Source organism: Nocardia sp. NPDC004151, assembly GCF_042874235.1.
Classification (GTDB): Bacteria; Actinomycetota; Actinomycetes; order Mycobacteriales; family Mycobacteriaceae; genus Nocardia.
Genome location: NZ_JBIAMR010000011.1, coordinates 15,729 through 38,135, shown reverse-complemented (window position 1 = coordinate 38,135; position 22,407 = coordinate 15,729). Strand labels below are relative to the sequence as shown.

At 65.8% G+C, this 22,407-nt stretch carries 20 protein-coding genes; 5 read left to right on the top strand and 15 right to left on the bottom strand.

Annotated features, from left to right (window positions below):
* Nucleotides 1–14: 14 nt before the first annotated feature.
* Nucleotides 15–1,487, bottom strand: coding sequence for a type VII secretion-associated serine protease mycosin (mycP, locus tag ACFYTS_RS23830; protein WP_387307250.1), 1,473 nt, complete (start codon nucleotides 1,485–1,487; stop codon nucleotides 15–17).
* A complete protein-coding gene (gene eccD / locus ACFYTS_RS23825) occupies nucleotides 1,484–2,905 on the bottom strand; it encodes a type VII secretion integral membrane protein EccD (RefSeq protein ID WP_357282330.1) in 1,422 nt (473 codons plus the stop codon). Before eccD ends, mycP begins: the two co-directional genes overlap by 4 nt.
* Nucleotides 2,906–3,115: 210 nt before the next feature.
* Here eccD and eccA point away from each other — a divergent pair, with 210 nt between their 5' ends.
* The 5 genes from eccA to ACFYTS_RS23800 all read left to right on the top strand — a co-directional run bounded on the left by eccA (nucleotide 3,116) and on the right by ACFYTS_RS23800 (nucleotide 11,394).
* Nucleotides 3,116–4,951 (top strand): type VII secretion AAA-ATPase EccA, encoded by a 1,836-nt coding sequence (gene eccA, locus ACFYTS_RS23820; RefSeq protein ID WP_387307248.1) that lies wholly within the window; start codon nucleotides 3,116–3,118, stop codon nucleotides 4,949–4,951.
* Between the two features lie 14 nt (nucleotides 4,952–4,965).
* On the top strand, nucleotides 4,966–7,185 hold the full coding sequence (gene eccE / locus ACFYTS_RS23815) for a type VII secretion protein EccE (RefSeq protein WP_387307246.1): 2,220 nt from the start codon (nucleotides 4,966–4,968) through the stop codon (nucleotides 7,183–7,185).
* A gap of 182 nt (nucleotides 7,186–7,367) precedes the next feature.
* Nucleotides 7,368–8,555: a hypothetical protein gene (locus tag ACFYTS_RS23810; RefSeq protein WP_387307244.1), complete on the top strand. Its 1,188-nt coding sequence runs from the start codon at nucleotides 7,368–7,370 to the stop codon at nucleotides 8,553–8,555.
* Nucleotides 8,556–8,562: 7 nt separating this feature from the next.
* Nucleotides 8,563–9,873 carry a hypothetical protein gene (locus ACFYTS_RS23805; RefSeq protein WP_387307242.1) on the top strand — a complete coding sequence of 437 codons (1,311 nt, stop codon included), beginning with the start codon at nucleotides 8,563–8,565 and terminating at the stop codon, nucleotides 9,871–9,873.
* Between the two features lie 9 nt (nucleotides 9,874–9,882).
* Complete coding sequence (locus tag ACFYTS_RS23800; RefSeq protein ID WP_387307240.1) at nucleotides 9,883–11,394, top strand: serine/threonine-protein kinase; 1,512 nt, start codon at nucleotides 9,883–9,885, stop codon at nucleotides 11,392–11,394.
* Nucleotides 11,395–11,428: 34 nt separating this feature from the next.
* On the opposite strand, the gene eccB is transcribed toward ACFYTS_RS23800, so the two are convergent.
* The 13 genes from eccB to ACFYTS_RS23735 all read right to left on the bottom strand — a co-directional run bounded on the left by eccB (nucleotide 11,429) and on the right by ACFYTS_RS23735 (nucleotide 22,365).
* The gene (gene eccB, locus ACFYTS_RS23795) at nucleotides 11,429–12,940 is read right to left on the bottom strand and encodes a type VII secretion protein EccB (RefSeq protein ID WP_387307238.1); all 1,512 of its coding nucleotides are present in this window, start codon (nucleotides 12,938–12,940) and stop codon (nucleotides 11,429–11,431) included.
* A gap of 117 nt (nucleotides 12,941–13,057) precedes the next feature.
* Entirely contained in the window at nucleotides 13,058–13,390 is a 333-nt protein-coding gene (locus ACFYTS_RS23790) for a hypothetical protein (protein WP_357282342.1), read from the bottom strand.
* A gap of 55 nt (nucleotides 13,391–13,445) precedes the next feature.
* Complete coding sequence (locus ACFYTS_RS23785; protein ID WP_357282343.1) at nucleotides 13,446–13,748, bottom strand: WXG100 family type VII secretion target; 303 nt, start codon at nucleotides 13,746–13,748, stop codon at nucleotides 13,446–13,448.
* A gap of 93 nt (nucleotides 13,749–13,841) precedes the next feature.
* Nucleotides 13,842–14,630, bottom strand: a complete 789-nt coding sequence (locus tag ACFYTS_RS23780; RefSeq protein ID WP_387307236.1) for an ESX secretion-associated protein EspG — start codon at nucleotides 14,628–14,630, stop codon at nucleotides 13,842–13,844.
* Nucleotides 14,627–15,655 (bottom strand): PPE domain-containing protein, encoded by a 1,029-nt coding sequence (locus tag ACFYTS_RS23775; protein ID WP_387307234.1) that lies wholly within the window; start codon nucleotides 15,653–15,655, stop codon nucleotides 14,627–14,629. Before ACFYTS_RS23775 ends, ACFYTS_RS23780 begins: the two co-directional genes overlap by 4 nt.
* A gap of 16 nt (nucleotides 15,656–15,671) precedes the next feature.
* Nucleotides 15,672–15,986, bottom strand: a complete 315-nt coding sequence (locus ACFYTS_RS23770; protein WP_357088993.1) for a PE family protein — start codon at nucleotides 15,984–15,986, stop codon at nucleotides 15,672–15,674.
* Nucleotides 15,987–16,019: 33 nt separating this feature from the next.
* A complete protein-coding gene (locus ACFYTS_RS23765) occupies nucleotides 16,020–17,357 on the bottom strand; it encodes a hypothetical protein (protein WP_387307232.1) in 1,338 nt (445 codons plus the stop codon).
* The gene (locus ACFYTS_RS23760; RefSeq protein WP_357282350.1) at nucleotides 17,354–17,668 is read right to left on the bottom strand and encodes a hypothetical protein; all 315 of its coding nucleotides are present in this window, start codon (nucleotides 17,666–17,668) and stop codon (nucleotides 17,354–17,356) included. The genes ACFYTS_RS23765 and ACFYTS_RS23760 overlap by 4 nt, the downstream gene beginning before the upstream one ends.
* Before the next feature lie 108 nt (nucleotides 17,669–17,776).
* The gene (locus tag ACFYTS_RS23755) at nucleotides 17,777–18,064 is read right to left on the bottom strand and encodes a YbaB/EbfC family nucleoid-associated protein (protein ID WP_387307230.1); all 288 of its coding nucleotides are present in this window, start codon (nucleotides 18,062–18,064) and stop codon (nucleotides 17,777–17,779) included.
* Between the two features lie 23 nt (nucleotides 18,065–18,087).
* Complete coding sequence (locus ACFYTS_RS23750; RefSeq protein ID WP_357089002.1) at nucleotides 18,088–18,453, bottom strand: hypothetical protein; 366 nt, start codon at nucleotides 18,451–18,453, stop codon at nucleotides 18,088–18,090.
* 110 nt (nucleotides 18,454–18,563) lie between these two features.
* Entirely contained in the window at nucleotides 18,564–19,355 is a 792-nt protein-coding gene (locus ACFYTS_RS23745; protein WP_387307228.1) for an ESX secretion-associated protein EspG, read from the bottom strand.
* Nucleotides 19,352–21,160 (bottom strand): hypothetical protein, encoded by a 1,809-nt coding sequence (locus tag ACFYTS_RS23740; protein ID WP_387307226.1) that lies wholly within the window; start codon nucleotides 21,158–21,160, stop codon nucleotides 19,352–19,354. Before ACFYTS_RS23740 ends, ACFYTS_RS23745 begins: the two co-directional genes overlap by 4 nt.
* 83 nt (nucleotides 21,161–21,243) lie before the next feature.
* Nucleotides 21,244–22,365: a hypothetical protein gene (locus ACFYTS_RS23735; RefSeq protein WP_379271091.1), complete on the bottom strand. Its 1,122-nt coding sequence runs from the start codon at nucleotides 22,363–22,365 to the stop codon at nucleotides 21,244–21,246.
* Between the last annotated feature and the right edge of the window lie 42 nt (nucleotides 22,366–22,407).

Below are 22,407 nucleotides of genomic sequence, written 5' to 3'. Positions count from 1 at the left end.
TTCTCCGGTCGTCGTTAGTCGAGGTCGGGCAGCTCGTCGTCGGTGCGCCGGCGCCGGAACGGAATCGACACGGCGAGACCGATTCCCAGCGCGGACAGGCAGACGATGGTGCCGACGGTGGCCACCAGCCGCGGCAGGCGCGGCGGGCCGGCGGGCTGCACAGGCTTGGGGAAGGCGTGGGACTTGTCGGCGTCGGCGTGGATCGGCAGCTCGGGCGTCTCGGCGGTGAGCACGTCCGCCGGGAACACGGTGGTGAGCGCGGCGACGGGGTCGATGAGACCCGCGCCGATGCGATCGTCGCGGCCGGTGCCGGGCTGGTGCGCGGTCAGCATGATCTGGTTCATGACCTGCCGCGCGGTCCAGTCCGGGTTCTTGGCCCGCACCAGCGCCGCCAGACCCGCCACATACGGTGCGGCGAAACTGGTTCCGTTGAGCGCCTTCTGGCCGGAGTCGAGGCCGGTGGCGTTGACCAGTCCGGTTCCGCCCGGCTTGTTGTCGAGCGAGACGATATTGGTGCCGATGGCCGCGACCCCCACCCACGGGCCGTAGAGCGAGAAGCTCGACGGGCTGCCGTTGGGGTCGATCGAGGCGACCGGGAGCACGTACCTGTCGAACCAGGCCGGGCTGGCGATGGTCTTGACCTTGCTCCAGCTGGTCCGGCTGTCGGTGTAGGTGTCGTTCTGGGTTCCGCAGCCGCTGTTCTGGTCCACGTTGCCCGCGGCCACCACCACGACCACGTTCTGCTCGAAGGCGAAGCGCACCGCGTCGCCGAGCACCGCGTCGGCGGTGTCGCCGCCCGCGGCGGTGCAGGCGTCCTCGGAGATATTGATGACGGTGGCGCCCATGTTCACCGCGCGCACCACGGCCGCGGCCAGGGTCTGCATATTGCCGTAGCCGGACTTGCTCATGCTGCCTGGCGTGTCCCCGCCCGCCGAGTCCTTGGCCTTGTAGGCGTCGCTGAGCTGGCGGATGGACAGGATCTCCGCGTCCGGCGCGACGCCGACGAAGGCGTCGTCCGGGCTGGGCTGCGCGCCGATTATGCCGGCCACCAGGGTGCCGTGGCCGTCGCAGTCCTCGCTGGTGCCGTCGCCCTCGGCGACGTAATCGCCGCCGCCCTGGAGGTTCGCCAGCCGCGGGTGCCGGTTGACGCCGGTGTCGATGACCGCGACCTTCTGCCCCGCGCCCTTGTGGTTCGGGCCGGGGTTGGCCCGCCACACCGCGGGCAGATCGAGCACCTTCTGCGCGACGGGTTCGTCGCGCGGCGCGTCGCCCTTGAGCGACTGTTCCACGCAGACGGCGTTCTTCTGCGTCGGTACCAGCGGCGCGGGTTTACCGGCCAGCCCCTGCGCGTCCCCCAGATGGGACAGGTCGGGATTGGGCCGGCTGACAGCCGCATTCGCGACCGGGGCCTGCGGCCCCAGCAGCGCTCCGCCGAGAATCGCTGCCGCACACAGTGTTCGCGCCCAGTTTCCGGGACGCGCGATCATATGTTCCGGGCCGTCGAGTAGACGTCCATGATCCACAGCACCAACGGCACGATCGAGCAGATCAAGCCGTACTCGAAGATCTCGTTGAAGCGCCGGGTGACCGGGGTGACCTCGACGTGCGGGCCGATGACGCCGAATCCGATGGCGCCCACCGCGAAGGCCAGCAGCAGTCCGGCCGAGAGCAGCGGCATGCCGTCGTCGGCGACCGCGAGCAGCACCGCCAGCCCGATGAAGGTGACGCAGCCGCTGACGATCAGGGTGGCGGCCTGGGTGAGATCGGCGAACGAGCGTCCGCGCAGGCAGAGGATGATGGAGACGACCACGGCGAGCGCGATGCCCTGCCAGCGGCCGGAATTCAATGGATCGGCCGTGCCCAGCGCACCGGCGACGGCTCCGATGGCGCTGCCGACCACGATGCCGGTCTGGAACTGATTGGCCGTGCGGGCGCGCTGGCCGAGTCCGTGCGCGGACGGCAGCACGGTGGCGCCGATCGCGCCGATGCCCTCGATGGTGGGCCGGGGTTCGTGGTCGGCCGGGTCGATGGCCGCGCCCGCGGTGGGCACCGGCGGCACGGGTAGTCGGGCCAGCATGGCGGCTAGTCGCGGCACCATCGACAGCACGACGATCGACGTGACCAGTACGCCCGCAGCCACTTTCGGCACTCCGGCGTCCCAGATCATGCGCACGGCGGCGCCGAGTCCGGATAGCAGCACCACGGTCACGACCGCGGACACCACCGCGGCGCCGGCTCCGATGATGCGATAGCCGACCACGGCGAGCAGCAGGGTCGCGGCCGCACCGAGCATGAGGTGCGGACTGCCCAGCGAACCGGGCACGGCCAGCGCCGCGCCACCGAAGGTGAGCAGCAGCATGCACAGCGTGAGCACGGTGGCGGTCAGCTCGTCGGCGTACTTGCGCATGGCGATCGCTCCGGCGACGAGGGCCCCGATCGCGCCGAGCAGCAGCAGCGGCGGTGCGACGAACTTGTCGCCGTCCGACCGGGACAGCAGCGCCAGCAGTACCGCGAACAGCACCGCCGACACTCCGGCCACCAGACCGGTCCAGCGGGCCGCGCTCGGCGACCAGCTGCGGAACTCCTCGGCCGTGAGTCTCGACACAGCGTCGATCACATCGTCGAACAGCGCGGGCGCTTCCTTGGCGGAAACCGCGCGCAGCACCAGCAATTCGCCGTCGTAGATCTCGGCGTCATTGAGGGTCTGGCTGGGCGCGATCATGTCGCGACCCAATTTGGCCAGTGTCCAATGCTGCGATTGGAGTGGCGTGCCACCCTCATCGCCGCCGATCGGATCGGGATTGCGGGATTCGATGAGACGCACCAGATCACCGATGAACGCGGCGATCGGCACGTTGGCCGGCAGACCGACGTCGAGCTGGGTATTCCCCCCGATGACGGACACTCGGCACAATTCGGGTTCAGCCGCCCGCGGGCCGCTGATCGACTGTGCTGTCACTTGCTGAACTGCTCCCCTATAGCTCTCAACAGTTGCCCGCCCAGGGCGGTTAACCATAATGTATCCGACTGTCCGCAGCCGTGCGATTCGCGCGGTGTGGGTGGGGAAAGTGAACGAAAGACCAACCAGGTTCGACGAATTCGGGGTTCGACTAGGATGATCGACACTCGCCAGGCCCAACGCGCCTTCGATGCGGGAGTGCTGTCCTTGGGGTTGAGCATCGAGGGCCAGGAATCGAACCGGGACCTCGACTACGCGAAACTGGCGTTCCAACGCGCCACCGAGTGGGACCCCACCATGGCCGACGCCTGGCTGGGCCGGGCCGCCGCCGGTGAGGTCACCACGGATGTTCTGAGCAACCTGTACAAGTGCAGCACCGTCTCGCTGGGACGGGAACAGCGCCGGTTGGGCTTGCCGCCGCGGACGCTTGCTGGACGTTTTCTGCCGGGCCTCTACATCGACTATCCGCTGTCCAGTTTCACCGAGACCCACCTGGCGTGGGCGGCGCACCTGATCTCGGAGAAGCAGTACGACGAGGCCGAGCAGGTCCTCGACGAACTCGAGAAGCACCGCCGGGCGCGGGCTTCGGAACCGGACTTCGAAATCGACGGCCGCATAGCCAAATACGTGCGCGGCATCTTGCACTACAACACCCAGCGCTGGCCGGATGTGATGACCGTCCTCAACGGCTCCGACAGCTGGGAGGACCCGTATCTGGCCGCGGGCGCGCATGTGATGGTCGGTACGGCCTGTGCGCAGCTGGGCCTGTTCGGTGAGGCGATCCGCCGTATGGAGGCCGCCGAGGCGGGCCCGATTCCGGCGGCCCGCACCGCGGCCATGTTCTGCCGCGGCCTGTGCCTGCGCGAGAACGGCGCGGCCGAGGAGGCGCAGGCGCTGTTCGAGAAGGTGTATTCGCAGGCACCGGATTTCGACGCCAACACCGCGGCCATGCGCGACCGCACCTACCGCATCACCCTCACCACCCGTGAGGTGATCGAGGCCCGCACCGACCGCTGGGATCCGGCGTCGGCGCCCTCGCTGGAGGAGAAGCAGGCCGCCGAGCACGAGGACCGGGCCAAGGAGATCCTGGCCCAGGCGCGCGCCGAGCTGGACAAGCAGATCGGCCTGGCGGCGGTGAAAACCCAGGTGGCCAAGCTGCAGTCGAGTGCGCAGCTGGCGAAGATCCGTGCGGAGAAGGGGCTTTCGAGCTCCGCGCGCGGCCAGCACCTGGCCTTCACCGGCCCGCCCGGAACCGGTAAGACCACCATCGCGCGCGTGGTCGCCAAGATCTATTGCGGCCTGGGGATTCTCAAGACCGACAAGGTGGTGGAGACCAAGCGCTCCGACTTCGTCGGCCAGCACCTGGGTTCCACCGCCATCAAGACCGACGCCCTGATCGACACTGCCATGGACGGCGTGCTGTTCATCGACGAGGCGTACACCCTGATCCAGACCGGGCTCTCCGGCGGTGACGCGTTCGGCCGCGAGGCCGTCGACACCCTGCTGGCGCGCATGGAGAACGACCGCGACCGCCTGGTGGTGATCATCGCCGGATACGACGGCGAGATCGACCGCTTCCTGGCCGCCAATGACGGTCTGGCGTCCCGCTTCGCCAAGCGGCTCCAGTTCCCGTCCTACACCGCCGAGGAACTCGGCGCGATCGGCGAAGTCGTTGCGTCCAAACGGGATTCGGACCTGTCCGAGGACGCGCTGGCCGCGCTGATCACCACCTGTCAGAAGCTCTACACGATGGAGAGCACCGATCAGAGCGGGCAACCGCGCCGCGGGGTCGACGTGGCCGGCAACGGCCGCTTCATCCGCAACCTGATCGAGGCGGCCGAGGAGGAACGCGAGTTCCGGCTGGCCAACGACGAATCCATCGATCTGAGCGCCGTGGACGAATCGGTGCTCATGCGCATCGAGGGTCCCGACATGAAGGCCGCGTTGAGCACCCTGCTCACCTCGCTGAATCTGGCGTCGGCCGCCGACTGAGGGGCAACTGAACTGTGAACGACTTTCCGCGGGGAGCGGGCGGCTATCAGCCGGGCGGAAATGGTGGGAGCGAGCGGCAGGGCCGTCCGCCCCAGGGGTATGGCGATCCGGGGCAGCCGTACGGTCCCGGCCACGCATACGGTGATCCCGGCCAGGGGCGCGGTCATCCTGGCCAGGCGCAGGGGCATCCCGGCCAAGCGCACGGTCATCCCGGCCAAGCGCACGGTCATCCTGGCCAAGCGCAGGGTGCTCCCGACCACTCATCCAGTGGGGGAAGCGGTTTCGGGCGCGAGTTCGACGACTTCCTGCAACGCACCTCGAATGTCGCGGCGCCGCCGCGCCCGGTGCCGCCGCCGACTCCGGCTCCACAACCGCAGGCCACTCAGGCTCCACCGGCTGCGCCGCGATCGCCGGAAGCGCAACCGGACCGTTCGGCCGCTGGGGAGCCCGAGGCCCGGTCTCGCAGGCGGCGCGCGCCGCAGCCCGACGCGACGGCTGCCGCGAATACCGTTGCCTCCGAACTACGTTCGGACGACCTGTGGCTGCTGCGGAATCTGCCGCTGCGCCTGGTGATTCCGGCCGCGCTGTTGGGCGTCACGCTCTCCCTGGTCGCCGTGGCGTTCAAGTCACCGTGGTGGGGTGCGCTCCCGGCCGGTCTGATTCCCGCTCTGATCCTGTTGATCCCGGTCCGCGGCGTCCCGATCGGCCTGCGGCTGGGCCGTTGGGCGACCTACCGCTGGCAGCAGGCCCGCCGCGCGAATCTCGACGAGAACGCCGCGGTCGACGTCCCGCTCCCCGACGGCGGCAGCTGCGGCCTGCGTTGGGACGGCACCCTGCTGACCACCATGCTCCGCATCGATCCGCCGCCGGACACTCTGACTCTGCTGCGGCGCGGCTCGCTGAGCACCGATCAGCTGCTGCCGCTCAACGAGATCGCTGCCTGCCTGCGCCAATACGATGTCGAGCTGCATTCGGTGGACGTCATCAGCACCGGCACCCGCACCGCGAGCACCGAGGCGGTGATCTCCGGCTACGCGGCCAGCATCGCCCCGCTGGGCCGTCTCTACGACGAGATCCTGGGCCCGCTGCCCGCGATCGCGCACCGCACCATGTGGCTGGTGCTGCGCCTGAATCCGCTCGACAACGCCAAGGCGGTCGACAATCGCGGCGGCGGCCCCGAGGGCGCGCTCCGTTCGGCCCTGGTCGCCACCCGCCGGGTCGCGAACCGCCTGGCCGGGCACGGCATCACGGCTTCGGTCCTGACCACCTCAGAAATGTCCACCGCCCTGCGCGAACTCACCCGCGGCATCCCCGTCGCCGAGTTCACCGAGCACCCGGACAACTTGGAGCACAACGGGATTCATCTGACCAGCTACCAGATCGATCCGCAGCTGTTCAATTCCGACGGCCTGGCCAAGATCTGGGCGGTCCGCAGCCTCGCCACCACCGTCACCGTCCGCCTGCAGCCGGTCCCCGAGCCCGGCGCGAAGCCCGGCCAGCCCGCCGCCATCGTCGAGGTGGACGCCCGGGTCCGCTACGACACCCCCTACGAGCACGGCGAACCCCCCGTGGCGGGCCTGAAGGAACTCCCCCGCCGTCAACTCTGGGCCCTCATGGACATCCTGTCCTACGGCGCCCAGGAGATCCGCCCCTCCGGCTACCGCGGCCCCGTCGACGTCCTGACCGACATCACCATGCCCACCGCCGGCTGCGGCCAGCTCATCGGCGCCGACGCCACCGGCAGCGGCATCGCCGTCCCCCTCATCGGCGACGGCTCCCGCCGCATCGACATCATCGCCAGCCTCCAACTGGCCCAACAGGTCATCATCCGCGCCATCGCCCTCGGCGCCGGCGCGGTAGTCCACACCGCCCGCCCCTGGGCCTGGCAGGGCATGGTCACGAACATCGCCGCCCCCCACGCCCTCTCCCTGGCCTCCTCGGTAACCCACAGCACCCGAGGCACCACGGTCTCCGGACGTCTCCCCACCCCCGCCGCCACCGTCATCGTCTTCGACGGCGTCCCCGCCACCGCACCCCCCGGCTCGGCCACGGTAGTCACCGTCCACGACACCATCTCCCCCGACTACCAACCCGACGCCGACGTCACGATCGTCCAACACCCGGACGCCCCCCACACCATCTCCGTCCACACCCCCGCCACCATGACCACCGCCATGATGGTCACCACCCCGGCGGAACAGCACTACTTGACGGGAGCCACAGCCCGCCGCTGACCTCGAAGCGCGCTTGTGAGATGTCCCCCAGCGGATTCCCATGGCGCGCCTCATATCTAGACCAACCAGTACACTTCTGCACACCAGAAGCTGGGCACAACAGGCAATTCGGTATCGGGGGATGTTTCGACATGCGTCATGGCCATGGCCGACTACGGTCGGCCCGTCTCGGGGTGCGCGCGGTGGCGGCCGCAGCGGTAGCGGTTTCGGTGTTGGTGAGCGCGGGGTGCGGGTCGGAATCACATGCGGCCGAGGATAAGTCAGTCGAAATCAGCAAGCTCGATACGGGCAGTTACCCGACGAAACCGCAGGACCCGACTGCGGCGGACCCCGCCAAACAGGCCCGCATCCTCGAAGGAGCCCGACTCGGCAATATTCTGCCGCTAGGTTCGGAGATCGACCCAGCCCTTGTCCATAACGGGTCCGTCATACACATCTTCACCGAACCGAACACGTATGACGGCATTTTGAATGTCGATCACTTCGCCGAAGACGCGGCCGGATTCATCGTCGGCTTCGCGACGAATGCGCGCCCCGCTGACGATGTCTTCCTGGGCTATACGCTGACTAATGCGGTCATGATCTTCGACAGCGACGCCGCCGCGGCCAACGCCGCAAACGCTCTGGTCCGTCGCGGCTTCTGGCTGTCGCGGGACGGCGCTGCGGTCGATCCGATCCAATCGGCACAGCATCCTGCCGCCCAGATCATCTGGGCCCCGACGGAACAGCGGCTCGCGTCGTGGTATCCCACCGGGAAGTTCGTCATCTTCACCATGTTCGATTTGATCGAGAATCGATCCGTCGAGCACAGTTTCGGAGTAGCTCCCGAGCCCGCACCTCTCGCATTGGCTGACAAGGCAATCGATGTGACCTCTGAGCGGTTGAAGGCCTTCCAACCGACACCGCCGGACAAGCTCGCCAGTCTGCCGCTGGACCCCGATGGGATGCTCCGGCTGACCCTGCCACGTCCGGCGGGCGACCAGACCTCGGCGGCGTTCACCGGGACCCTCGACCGACAAGGCATGTTGCATATGGTCGAGAATCCGGCCAAGTACCGAGATCTCTTCGGCAAGACCGGCGTGGATTCCATCAGCGACGGTGCGGGATTTCTGGTTAGGGCCAAGGATTTCAATTCAGCTCAGACATTCCTCGACAGCGTGTCGGCCTCGAGATATCAACAGCGGATCGACCCCCCGGCCGGACTTCCGAACGCACATTGCGTGAAGTACCACGGACCCGACGACCACGCGGCCCCTTTCCATTGCTACGTCGCGTACGGACGGTACGCGGCGACGGTGTGGTCACAGCAACAGCAGGATGTGTATCAACGGATCTCCGCGCAGTACGCCATCCTGGCCAACAACAAGTAGGGGACTTGTGAAGAAGCTAGGTTCTCACCGTTCGTCGGGTGGAACGATCATCGGCGCCCTCGCGGTACTTCTGGCTGCCACTTCGGTCGCGGGGTGCGCGAGCACGGTAAAGGGGGCTCCGGCCGCGGGCGAGATCGGCCTGGAGCAACTCACCGTCGGCAACTACCCGACCGAACCGCTCGACGTGCGGTTCTCCTATCAACACACAGCGCTCGACGCCCGGGCTCTCGCATTGGGTCGGCTGGCCGACAATGTGGTGGTCGGCGCTGACGTCGACCCGAAGTTCAGCCATAACGTGCTAGCGCTGTCGATGGACAACTTGGCCGCAGCGAAGGCTACTCAGGTCTTGGCGGGTGCTGTCCGTCCCGTGCTGGAAAGCAACGGAATGATGTTCGGCTTCTCGACAGCCGCAAGCACTCGCGAACTGCCCAAATCACGTCAACGCGATCGATCCGGCAACTTCAACCCGTTCGATGGCGCCCTGGGTGATCCGGAAGCCACCGCGTTCAATGTGACCGTCTTGCAGTTCCCCGACCGAGAACGTGCTCGAGCGGCCGCCGACCAGATGGAGGCCACGGACTTCGCGGTCTCGGCCGATCAGAACGTCCACATCACCCTGGACAAACAGCCGGACGCGAAAGCCCACTGGCGCCCGGGCATTCCGTCGATGGCCGCAACGATGGCGTATGGCCAGTACGCCGTGAATGTCTATGTCGCACAGCCCAAACCCGATCTCGATGGGCTGCGGACACTGGCTCAGCAAGTCTTCGCAGCGCAATTGCCGCTGCTCGACAAGGCACCGGCCCTGTCGCCGCACGAGATTCTCCGTCTCGACTACGACCCTGACGAGATGCAGCGCAGAACTCTCCACCCCAAGGAGTACCTCCGTCCTCATCCGGTCAGCGAGGCTACCCACACGCCCCGAGGCCATCTCCACTATGTCGACGACCAGGCCACATGGAAACGACTGCTCGACGACAACGGCGTCGACCGTGTCTCCAACGCCACTATGGGTGGCCAGGTGTTCCGTACGCGGGATGCCCAGGCAGCCGCCGCGCTGTGGTCCGGAATCAAGGCAACGGCGAGCGGTGCGGCCGAGGCGCCGGCCAATGTCCCTGATATCTCGTGCAGCGCCGAGCCCAAGGACAAGTTCGAGGAGGCTTGGTACGCCTTCGATCTCCCGGCATCCAGCACCGTCTACGTCTGCGCTCTGCACTACGGCCGGTACGTCGCCCGAGTAGCCAGTCCTCAGTTGGTCGACGTACAGCAGCGCGCCGCAGCACAGTACGCCTTGCTGGCCAAAAGCCAGTTCATGTGAGGAACCCGGATGAATATCGGAGCGGGCACCATTATCCGCGGCTACCGCATCGAGCGTCAGCTCGGATCAGGGGGCATGGGCACGGTCTACCTGGCTCGGCATCCCGAGTTGCCGCGATGGGATGCGCTCAAGGTACTGAGCCCGCAATACAGCCAGGATGCGGAGTACCGGGCCCGGTTCGAGCGTGAAGCGAATCTCGCTGCGGCTCTGGACCATCCGAACATCGTCGCGATCTACAACCGCGGCGAGGACAACGGTCAGCTCTGGATCGCGATGCAGTACGTCAATGGCATCGACGCGGCCGCTGCCGCGGAACGAGACCCTCGGTCGATAACCCCGTGGCGAGCACTGCACATCGTGACCGAGGTCGGCCGGGGCCTCGACCATGCGCACCGTCGAGGTCTGCTGCATCGGGATGTGAAGCCCGCCAATTTCCTGCTGTCGATGGGCGACGGCGGCGAAGAACGCGTGCTACTGACCGATTTCGGCGTCGCGAAGTCGACCGAGGATGCCAGCGAGCTCACTCAAGCGGGTGGCTTCGTAGCCACGATCGCCTATGCCTCGCCGGAGCAATTGAGTGGAGATCGGCTCGATCACCGTGCCGATATCTACAGTCTCGCTTGCTCCTTCTTCCGTCTGGTCACAGGGCAGAATCCGTATCCGGGCACCCAACCGGCCGTGGTGATGATGGGGCACCTCAGCGAACCGCCACCGCGTATCACCGCCGTCGACCCCACGCTGCCGGCTGCGGTGGACGATGTGATCGCCGTGGCCATGGCGAAGAATCCCGTAGATCGATTCGAGTCCTGCCACGAGTTCACGGCCGCGCTGAAGTCGGCGCTCGAGTACGGGGTTTCCGGTCTCTCGATGCAGACCGTGCCACACGCCCGCAACACTGTTCCGGCGACAGCGTCACGGACAGAATCCGCTGCTTCGACACCTGTGAAGAAGGATGCCCATAAACGTCTGTGGCTTGCCGGAGGCGTTGCCGCGACGATCGTCGCGCTTGCCGCAGGCACAGGAATCTGGGCAATGAGCGACTCGACGTCCAGCGGTGCCCGAAGCGCATTGGCCGAGGCCCGTGGCGATAATCCCGCCTTTAATGGGAAAAGCATTGTCGTAATGGATATCTCGGGCAAGAGCGGCTACTCGGCGGAGATGGATGTTCAGCTGAAGCCCAGTGCTCAGTCGAAGTTCCTCGAAGACCTCGGGTTCAGCTACAACCCGAATTTCCTGAGCAAGGGAGATGAACCGAATCCACGGCCCATCAAATCGGGATCGGACTCTCAGTACGCCGCGCTGTCGCAGGTGACGTCGGGATACCTGCTCGCCGTCAGGAGTGATACCGATGCGGGCGGTGGCGGATTGGTCAATCTCCCGGCCTCGGTAGCGGGGACCACGGCGTCGGTCATCGTCGTCGACGATCCGACTACGGTTGCCGCCATTCGGCAATGGTCGGCCAATTCGGAGCAGGTGCTACTCGACAAACTTCTGCCGATCTTGCGCAAGCGAGTCAAGTAGCCCGGTCCGGTGATCAACCCACCGGACCTGCTCCTTACTGAGTCGGCAGCGTGTCCCAGTTCTTCAGAGCGTCCTTGTTGGACAGCGTCGGGCCGGGGACAAGCTGGCCGATGATCTCCCACGGAGCCAGGTGCGGTGCACCACCCAGTCCGAGTGTCTGAGCCGTTGCGAGATCGGGAATGCCGTATCGGATCCCGTTGTCGGCGATGTAGAACAAGCTCTCGCGCCGCTGACTGCCCGGCTCGATGCCGGTGGTTCGCACGAATTCACCAGTGGTCGGCGGCACATAGACGGCGTCCACCCGGTCACCGGAAGAACCGTCCTTGGTAGCGAGATCAACCGGCTTCCGTGAATCAGGCAGCGGCAGACGCGTGCCGACGAGTATTTGAACCGTGGCCCGGTCCGAGGGCCCCTCGGTCGCATCCGGCTGTTCCTTGCCGAGACCACTCTTCTTGGCCCAGGTGATGCAGGTGACCGGGTTGTCTTCCGCGGTAATGATCTTCGGAGTGGACTCGGGGAAGTCGTCGACGGGCAAGGAATGGACGACCGGTATGCCGTTGAGCACGTCCGGGGTCATCGCCTTGAAGCCGTTCATGCCCTGGGAGTTGTCGGAGCCAATCACCTGTGCGGTGAACGCGGAGATCCGTTGCACGCCGTCCGCCAGCACGATGTACAGATCGGTTCGATCCGATCCATCCAGCGCAGCGACCTTGATGATGCCGCCGACCGGCATGCTGTTCAGCTTGCCGAGGCCGTTCTCGCCGACATGCGGAACCGTGGGAGGAACCAGAGGCGGAACCCTGACCGCCGCACCGATGAGATCGGTCGTCGCCGGGCGCGGCCGCTTGCCACTCACCCCGAGCGCTTGCGCGATCGAATCCTTGGCCCGATCGAACTCCGCGATCTTGCCGTCATAGATCAGGTAGTCCTTGCCACCTTTGTTCGCCCAGACCGCCGAGCCCTTGTCGGCTACCTTCACCCGGTCGCTGAGCTCCAGACTCCCGGAGATAACAGTCGTTTCCGCCCCCGAGGACGAAGCCGCGCCACCGGAAGCCGACAGCGGCACCTTGTCGCACAGAGTCCATTGGGAGCGCTCACCCTGTCCCGTACCGGGAAGGGCGGCCGGAACACCGGGAATTCCGAGGATCGGTCCACGCGGAACCGAATTCAGCTTGCTGTCCTTGACCGATTTCGGTGTCTCGCTGGTACCCGAGATCAACCGCGCCGACGCGAGATTCAGCGTCGGGTACAGGGTCATCTTGGTCTTGTCGTCCTTGTCCCGGACAACGACATACAGTGCGCCACTGTCCTTGCCCATCACAATGTTGGCGTCGCCGATGGAGCCCTGCGGACGAATGAATGCCATGATGGCCGCGCCCGCGACCACGAGTACGGCCAGGACCGTGCCGACCATCAGCGATCGGAACTGCGACCGCATCGGGTCGTGCAGCATGCGGACATCTCGGCGGATCAGTGCGTGGTCGAGGCGGCGCAGTAGAAATCGGTACCCATTGACCTGGGCACGGGTGGTCAATTGGGCTGGCACTAACCAAATCCTTCGTCGAACCCGGAGTTACGGACACGTAGAGTACTGGGCGCCGACCGACGAAAGCGCACCCTCCTTCGCGAAGGGTGCGCTTTCGCAAGTGGCACCGGCGTCTCGCTACATGAAGGAGTTGCCGACCTTGGCGTCCGCGGCGAGCGCATTCGAAAGGGCGCTTTCGACCGCGTGCGCAACGGCGTCCAGGGTCGACAGGCACTTGTCCGCGTAGGCGTTGTCCCAGTCGCTCTTCGCCGCAACCACGGCTTCCAGCGCACCGTTCTCGGCACCGCTGTTCGGGTCCGACCAAGCCTTCTTCAGCCGCTCGACGGCCTGCCCGAGGTCGCTGGAGGTGTCGACCTTGGAGGTGCCGTCACCCGCAATCGCGACCAGGTCGCTGTGGAACTGACGGAGATCCGCCACGAGGGTGGTCATCCCAGCCTTGTCGTAAAGCATTTCTTTTCCTTTGAGAGTTGGAGAAGTCGGAGAATTCGTTCAGGCCCTGCGGCCGTCACCCGAGGTTCGTGAGAGCCTTCGCGAAGTCGTCCTTGTTGGTGATGTCGACGTTCTGGAAGACGTCGGTACCGGAGCCGACCTTCTCCTGGAACTCGTCCATCGCCTTGTTCAGCTTCTGAGCCTCGTCGTCCCACGCCACCGCAGCAGAGTTGAACGCGTCGGCCGCCTCACCGGCGAAGTGACCCTTGGACGAGTCGACCCGGTCGGTGATCTTCTTCAGCACGTCCTTGATCGACGCGACCACGTCGGCCATGTGGGACTGCGCGGCCTTCGCGAGTTCCGCTTCGTTTGCAACCATCGTCTGTACCTTGCCTTTTCTTCGGAAATGGATAGGCGATGCGCTGCGGCATCACCGGTTCGGGGCGTCAGCTGCGAGCAAGTCACGGGTGACTCACGACAGCCACCTCCCCCCGGGCAGCGAGTCGATCAGAGCCGAGATCGACTGCGCGATACGGTGATCACTGCCCGGTGTCAGCGTGGACCAGAGTTGCTGGTCCGGGGCGACGCCCGGTGCGGCCACGATGCGGCCTCGTGCGGTGTCGTAGACCGCGACGGCTCCGGGCGATCGGTCGGTGACGCCGTCGGCGTAGGCGTAGGCCACGATTTCGGCGTAGGAGTGGGTGGCGGAGAGGGCGAGGCCGTAGGCGGTGGCGTCGGTGTCGGGGACGCCGAGGGTGTAGACGGTGCTCGCGTAGTCTTCGGAAGTTGTTGCGGTGTCGAGGCGTTCGGCCAGGTCGGCGGATTCGGCACTGAAGGCGGCGAGATCGGCGGGCGGGCAGGGGCCGAGGGCGTCGAGGAGGGGGCGGGCCAGGGAGTCGCCGGAGCCGTCGGACCATAGGGGATGTAGGTCGAGGGTGTCGCCGCGGCGGATGGCGACGGCGTGGCTGTCGGCGCGGCGGGCGACGCAGACGCGTAGTTGGCCGTCGGCGGTGTGGACCCGCATGGCTAGCTCGCGGTCGGGCTGGGCGAGGGTGAAAAGTGTTGTGGCGGTTTCGGTGTCGACGTCACCGTGGGCGTCGACGATGCGGCGGGCGCGTAGGTCGGCGCGGGCCTGTTCCTGGGCGGCCTGCCAGTCCTGGTAGGTCTCCTGGCGTGGCCCGACGGATAGGACGAGCGGCAAGGTCTGCACGCCTAGGTGGCCGGCTAGCGCGATGAGGCCGTCATTTGTAAGGGTGGTCACGTGGCCGACCCCTGACCGCCACCGGATTCCACTGTGCTGGACGTCTTTTCGGATCCACTGCCCGCATTGAACGCGATGTCGACGGGCGCGCGCTGGGCGGCCGGGTCGAGGCCGCCGAGGACGGCGGGCGCGACCTGCATGCCGGAGGTGAGGCCCAGTTCGGTGTCGCTGGTGGGCGCGCCGACGAGCCCGGCCCGCGGCGTGTGCTCCTCGTCGCTGGACTGGCCCGTGTTCCCCATCGGGGTGGGGGCCATGGTGGTCCCGCTCTGCTGCACCGTAACCGGTTGCGTCACAACGCGTTGCGTGGTGGTTTCCTTGGCCTCGACGGTGGTGGCGCGCACCTGCGTCAACGGCATGGGCGGCAGGTTGAGCGAGCCGAGGTTGATATTCGGCATCGACGGTGTCGGAACCGCGGGCGTTTCCGCCTCGACCGGCGCGACCGGCTGTTCGGCAGGCGTCAGTCCGGCGGTGACCTGCGGCGGAGCCTGGTGTTCCCACGGCTTGGCCAGCGATTCGGTGGCCGCCTCGTAGGTCCGCATGACCCGCGCCGCCTGCGCCTTGGCGGCGTCGGCGTCCATGTCGGTCTTGGCGAGCCCGCCCAGTAGAGGCATCCCGCCCGCGAGGCCGAGCTGCTGCATCAGCTGCTGCAGATCCTTGAGCTTCTCGACCTCGTCGACGTCCGGCATGGTCAGTTTCGCGAGTTCATATGCGGCCGCGTGTGTTTCGGCCTGCACAGCATTACCGGCAGCCGCGGAGGCGGAAGCCCCCATCCAGTCGCGCAGGGCTTTGATGCGTTCAATGAAGGGCCCGCTGTGCTTGGATTCCCAAGCACTGTCGAGGATTACGAGAATTCTCTCGTACTCCAAGGCGGCGGCGGCGAAACCCGCGCTCAGTCGAGTCCACGCGAGCCCGGCTTCGGCCGCGGGGATCGCCCCGGCGCCCGTCACCAGTTCGCGCGCCAGCTCTTCGGGCGGCTTGGATTCCCAAACCGTCTCGGTGAAGCCGGGTTTCGTCGGTTCCAGCATCGAGGAGGGTCTCCGCTCAGCCGGCGAAGCCGAGGACGGACTGTTCCTCGACCTTGCCGAAGGCGTCGAACTGGCTGCGCAGCGTCGAGGCGAGGTTACGCAGTTCGGTGACCCCGTCGCCGCCGGAGGCCACGAAGGACGCGGCGACCGTGTTGAGGGTCTGCGCGGCGCGCTGCGACACCTCGTCGGAGCCGGCGGGCGCGAAGTCGAGCTTCGCCTGCTCCACACCGAGCCCGTTGGCGATGCGGTCGGCGAGCGCGTCCAGCTGGGCCGCGGCGTCGCGGGCGGTCGAGGCGTCGAAGCGCAGACCGTCGAATGCGTTGATGCTCATGCCAATCCTCCTGTGTCCCCTGGCAATTCGAAATCAGAGTGTGAGGGCCTTGTCCGGTGGCTCCTCGATGGCTTCGATGGCGCCGACGACCGGCAGCACCACGCCTTCGATGACGCCGACCACTTCGTCGCCATGCGCGCCGGTGACCAGGCCCGAGCGGTCCGAGGTGGATTCTTCGTCGGCGGCGCCCGCGCGTCCGGCGGCGCCGGCGCCCGTCATGCCCGGCGAATTCGTCGCGGTGGTGCGGCCGTTGGCCTCGGTGGTGGTCTTCGGTATTCCGGCGCCGGTATTGCTGACCTCGCCGGTGGGAATCCGGTTGGCGCCCACCGTGTTGGAGGGCGTCGTGGTGGTGGGCACGCCGCCGCCGAAGATGGTGCTGAGCGGGCTGCCGCCGCCACCGTCGATCTTGGTGCCGTCCGGGTTCTCGGTCTTCTTGGCCTCGTCGGTCTTGGTGGTGGTCGTCGAGGGCGTCGTGGTGGTGGTCTTGTTGGTGTTGTTGTTCGTATTGGTGTTGTTGTTGCTGGTCAGCGCGGAGCTGAGATCGCTGACGCCGCTGGACAACACCGTCGCGCCCTTCTCGACCACCTTCTCGGCGACCGTAGGCGCGACACTGGTGATGGGCTGCAACGCGGTGCCGACCATGTTGACCAGGTTCGAGATATTGGACGCGACCGGCGCGCCCGCGATCATGATCTTCGTTCCGGCCTCGAGGATCTCGGCGGTGCTGCCTGCGAGCTGCACCTTGGTCTTGGCCGCGATGGCCAGGCCCGCGTTGATGGTCTCGGTCGCGGTGGCGATCAGCCACGGGATCCCGGCGGGCGTCGCGATCAGCGCGGTCGCCGCGGTCACCTGGGCGATGAATTGCGCTATGAGAGCGCTCATTTCGGCATAGCCCTCGGCGACGATGGCTTCGGCGCTCATCAGGATGACACGCTGCTGGGCCCCTTGCGCGGCCACCGTGCCACTCTGCGCTTCGACCTCGTTGCTCTTGAGCTGAGCGGCGGTCGCGCCTTCCCCGCTGAAGGTGTTCATCAGCGTGCTGGTCGCCGACTTGCTTTGCGAGATTGCCGAGGTCAACGCGCTGATCAGCGAAGTAATGATCGTCGCGGGGTTGAAGTTGCTGTTGCTCAGGCTCCCGGTCCCGAACGACTGCAGCAGGCTGGTGACCGGCTGGATCAGCGCCGTCGGGTCGATCGTCGGCAACGTGGGCAGCTGCAGCCCCGACAGATCCGGCAGGCTGATCTGCGGAATCTGTGGCAGCTGAGGCAATCCCATCTGGCTCAACACGTCCGTAACCGGCGTATCGAGGTAAGGACCAATCGGACTGCTGCGGAGCCCGTCCAGCACGGTCGGATTCGACGGATTGGTCACAGCATCGTCGATAGGAAGCTGGCCGCCGAGGTCACCTCATTGGTTCCGTAGGTGCCGACGGCCGCGTACGCCGCGGTCGCGGTGTTCGCGTGCACGGCGGCGATCTCCGCCGAGGACATCAGGAAGTTGCCCTGCGCGACCGCGAAGGCCGTCAGGAATTCCTGACCGATCAGACCGAAAACCGGAACCGCCTCTGCCATCGCGGCACCCACGTCCGCGGCCGCCGCCCCCGCGACCTGCGCGGCGATTCCCGCCTTCTCGGTGCCGTACGCCAAGATGGGCGTGAATTCCGCCGCCACGTGATCAGCCATCAGTGTCCCTCCCACTACCTATGATCTTGCTCAGACTACAAGCACGAAATTTCTTGTGCCAGATCGCAAGATGCAAACTCTGGCGCAAGGTTCTGTTAACAGACCGGCCTACTCGGCCATCTCCTCATTGAACCGGTCGACGATCTCGGCTCGCCGTTCGAACGCCCGCCGCGCCGCCTGCGCGGCCGTCGTCACCACCGCCTGCTCGAACTGTGCGGGCGTCATTCGCGACACCGCACTACTGAACTGCAGGTCCTTGAGCGCCCCGTTCCCGTCGACCTCCGCGGTCACGGCCCCGTCCTCGGAGGTCTCCCGTCCTCGTACAGCCGCCATCTGATCCGCCAAGTCCTGAAACCGATACAGCTGCCGCCGCACCTGCTCCTGCAACTCATCCATCGACGAAACCACGAGCCCCCCTCTCACACCGTCCTGAGCCAACTCTGCGGCTCAGTATCGTAGTCCTGCTCCTCGACAATCTCCTGCCGAGCCACATCGGCCTCGGTGGGAAGCCCCGCCCGAGCCAGCCCCGCCGCATCAACCCCGGCCTCCTCCAACTGCTTCCGCAGCGCGAGCCCGGCCCGATTGGCAGCCTTCTGACAAAGCCGCAACACTTCCCCCGCCAACTGCCCCGGATCCCGATGCAGCTCAGCCGATTCAACCTTCACGGCCAGCGGCAGACCTTGATTGGTAGTCCGCACCCGAATCGACCCGGTCGTATTGGCGACCACCAGCGAGGCCCAATCCCCCTCACCAGCACCAGAACTGACCGCCCCCACCTCAGTCACGGCGAACTCCCTCCCAGTTAGCTTGGCGTATGACTACCATACGACACCGCGCGGTGTCACCTCGATTTCCCGGAATCAGCCATCCGAACAGCGCATTCAGGCTTCGCGGATCACTGTCCGCGTTCTTCGCGGATCGCTTGTACGACCGCCGCGACGCGACTGTTGATTGCCGTCACCATCCGCTTCGAGTCCGCCGGCACTGCCATGAACGGAAGCTCGTCACCTCCGATGAAGTATCGACCGTCATCCTCGACGTCGCGCCAGTCCATCTGGCGAGAGGTAATGCCGCGCGGCCCGTACTTCGAGAAGCCCTGAACCACTTCGATGGTTCCCATGCATTCCATCGGAGCCGACAGAAAGCGTTTAGCTCGCAGGCCGATCGGGTCCTCGAGGTTGTCCTCGATCAGTGAGCGACGGTATTCGTCGTGGCTACTGTCCGGCTCACCCGGAGCCTGCAACATCACCTCCGAATGGCTACCGCCGCCAACCTGCGGCAGGGCCGCCACAACCAGGTCCGCCAACGCCACCGGATCACATTCGGTGACAGTGAATCCACCACTGTGCAGAAAGGTTTCGCCCGGCAACTGCTCGATCACGAACCCGTAGGTGCCTCGTCGCAGCGCGCGGATCCGAACCCGACCATCCGCACGAGACGGATCGCGTCCATCGAATCCATTGACCGTGATGCTGAGGTCGGGTTCGGCGATGGCGTCCGACAGCAGATCCAGCCGCTTGGTCCAGTCACGCTGCAGTCGTTCGAATACCGCTCGCTTCTCGCGAAGGTAGTCGTAGTACATCGGGGTACGGCTGGTGTACAGAAATGGCGCCGGCATGGCGTCACCCGTGGCCTGTTCCCACAGCACCACGAACTCCAGGTCCTCGAAACGCAGACCACCGGTCACTTCTCCGCCACCGGCCTCACCGCTTCCGGAACACCTTCGAACACGTCATCGAGGTTCTGGCCCGACCGCAAGAACTCGGGTCGCTTGTGCTCCTTGCTTCCACCCTGACCAGCACCCGCACCCATCGGGCTGCCGGCCATGCCGCTTCCGGACGAGGTACCGGTACCAGTGGTGGTTCCGGTGGCCAACCCAGCACGTGAGACAGATTGTGTTTCAGTCTTTTCATCAGCGACGGCAGCTGCCCGAGGAAAGAGCCTGGTCTGCGGATTGTCGCTCTTGGGCGTCGAACCAGGAGCCCCACCGGTTGGTGTTCCCCCTGGACTGCCGCCGGGTGAGGTCGGTTCGACCGGGGTACTAGGCGTGGTCAGCAGCGACGCGAGCTGCTGTTCCAGCTGTTTGGCGGTGGTGTCCGTGGTCTTCTGAGTCGTCTGCGCGAGGGACTGGATCAAGCTGGAACCCTGCGAAGCAAGCGATTCCACCATTTGGGCGCCGCTCTGGGCGAGCGTCGTCAAAGCCGACGCAAGCGTGGTTAGGGTGGTATCCGGGGTTGTGGTCGTCGGCGTCTGCGGGGTGGTTGGCTGTTGCGGAGTTTCCGGGGTCTGCGGCGTTTGCGGAGTATCCGTGGGCAGATTCGGCGCCGAAGGGGTACCACCCGTCGGAGATCCCGATGGGTTGGTCTGCGGCGAACCCGCGGGCTGGTCCGTCTTCGGATTTCCATTGGGTTGTGGAATCGATGGCGGGGCATCCACCTTCGGGGCCTCGGGCTGCGGCAGGGTCACGCGCGAAGAGTTGTACTCCATGAGGCCGGCGACGTAATAGGCTTCGCAATCCTGCCGGTACTTGACGAGCGCCGATTCCATGCAATCATTCGCGGTCGCCGCTTGGTAGGTCTTGCCCCCGTCCGTGACTGTGTAACCAGCCGCTGAGCCTCTGCCGTTCTGGTTTTTCGTAGCCGCATGAAACTTCACCTCGGGCGCGTCACCCTTAGGCATACGCTCCGCGGTCGACTTCAACCACCCTTCCGCCTTGTAGAGGCGGTCTTCTACATCGCCCATCTTGGATATCAAGTCCGAGATGGCCGTTCGAGCACTTTCCATTGCCGCCAGAGCCAGGGGGCCCGACCCGCTCGTCCACGAGTTCCTGAAGTTCGCCTCGTTGGTCTTCGCCTTGAAATCCGTCACGGCCTTGTTGAGCTCATCCTTCATCCAGCCCCAATCGGCTGCGAGACGCCCCGGCGCCCCTTTGATGCTCTCCCCCAGCGCACGCAGGTCATTCCATCCCTTGACGTAGGGATTCTCGGGCCAGACGGCTCCCTGAGTCTTGATGTCCGTTTCGTTGTACGCATAGGCATGCGTGCGCGACTTGCTACTTCGATTCGAGACATACTTCTCAACAGGTTTCGGTGAGGGCGTCTTGCTACCGATCTTCGAGTAGTCCGGACCTTGACTGACCGAAGTGGGTGAGGCAGGCATCGTGTCAGGCATCTTCTGATTCAGGAACACGGCGATGGATTCATCCTCCGCGTTCTTGAATTCCTTGATCGCGTTCTTGAACTTTTCGGACAAGGCGGTCACGACAGCGATGTGTGTGCCGAGCGCGGCGTCGAGTTCGGTATCGAGTTTCGTGAATCCCTCGGTCCACAGATGACCGGACTTGAATATCGCTTCAGGACCGGCGAAGTCCTCCACGTTCCGTGCCCCCAGGAACGACCTCACCGCGAGCAGGTGCCCGATCAACGTGCTGCAGCCATCGATCGCCGTCTTGGCCACTGCGGGACTGAAGTCAACTTTGCTGTTGTCGCCCATCCGGGATCCTCCCCCACCTGATGATCTGTACCGAAACCGCCTCGGACTCAATGCCCAGAAACGACACTATCCTGATCCGTTCCTCAGCCGGGCAGACTGTTGGCCAGCAGATTCGCCAGTTCCTCAGCGCCCCTGCAGAGTTGGCCGACATCCACGCCCTGGATGCTGTAAGCACGCAGTTCCGATTTGGCGAAGCCGTAGGACGTGGGCCATACCACCCAACACGACGCATTGTTGTTGCTACCTGGATCCAGGAACGTCTTGTACTCCTGGCCGTCGATCCTGCCTCCGAGAAGACGAACGGGCTGGGGCGACACCCCGAAGTCATTCGGCCGCATGACGCTGAGGAACAGTTTGCCGCTGGGGACCTGTCCAACGTAACCGATAGGATGTTTGCCGCCGTCGTCCCACTCGCAACGGCGCAGGGTCGGGGCATCCATCTGGTCGCTGTCGTAGAACTGGGTAGTGAATCCGAACCGCTGCATCTGTTCGGGCGTGAGTACGCATGGGCTGGGCAGCGGGGCCGACGGTGTCACGTGCACCGTGGATTCTGCAGCGGCAGCACCGGAATCGGTATCTGTATCGGTATGACTCACCGCGTATGCCCCTGCACCGACGAGCGCCAGGGCACCCACTATCGCAACCACGATGAGCTTCCGTTCTCCGTTTCCCGCGATCGGCTGTCCGGCGGCAGGCGCACGGCCACGAGCTCCGTCGATCAGGTCACGCGCTGCCGGCGTGAACAAATCGCCCGGCAGCGCCGTCCCGCGCGTGCCCTTCTCCCGCAGGAAGGCCCCGCCCCCGATCGTGAAGAGGTCCTTGATCCGGTGATAGGGAACAGTCTCGACACCGGTGGTCCGCACCAGTTCGAGCGAGTCCTGATGAAACCGGGCCGATATCGCGGTGCCGGGCGCGGTGTACGCCACCACCGCCGGGTTGCGCTTGAGCATCTGGATCCCAGTGAGCAGCAAGCCGATCACAACAGCCAGCACGAGGACTACGAGGTACGACAGCAGTAGATCCGTGAATTTCCAGTCCGGGCTGCTCGTCGCATTGAAGAGTTCGAGGAAGCGACGGGACATCACGATCAACGGGATCGTTAGCAGCAGCCCCACGGTCGATGGGGACCGCCAGCGGGCCAGAGCCAGAACACGGCTCAACCGCAGAGCGGTGCCGGAGTCCGACGGGACCGCCACCTCGATCACGGGCTCGGCAACCGGCGAATTCTGCGCAGAACCAGGCTGTTG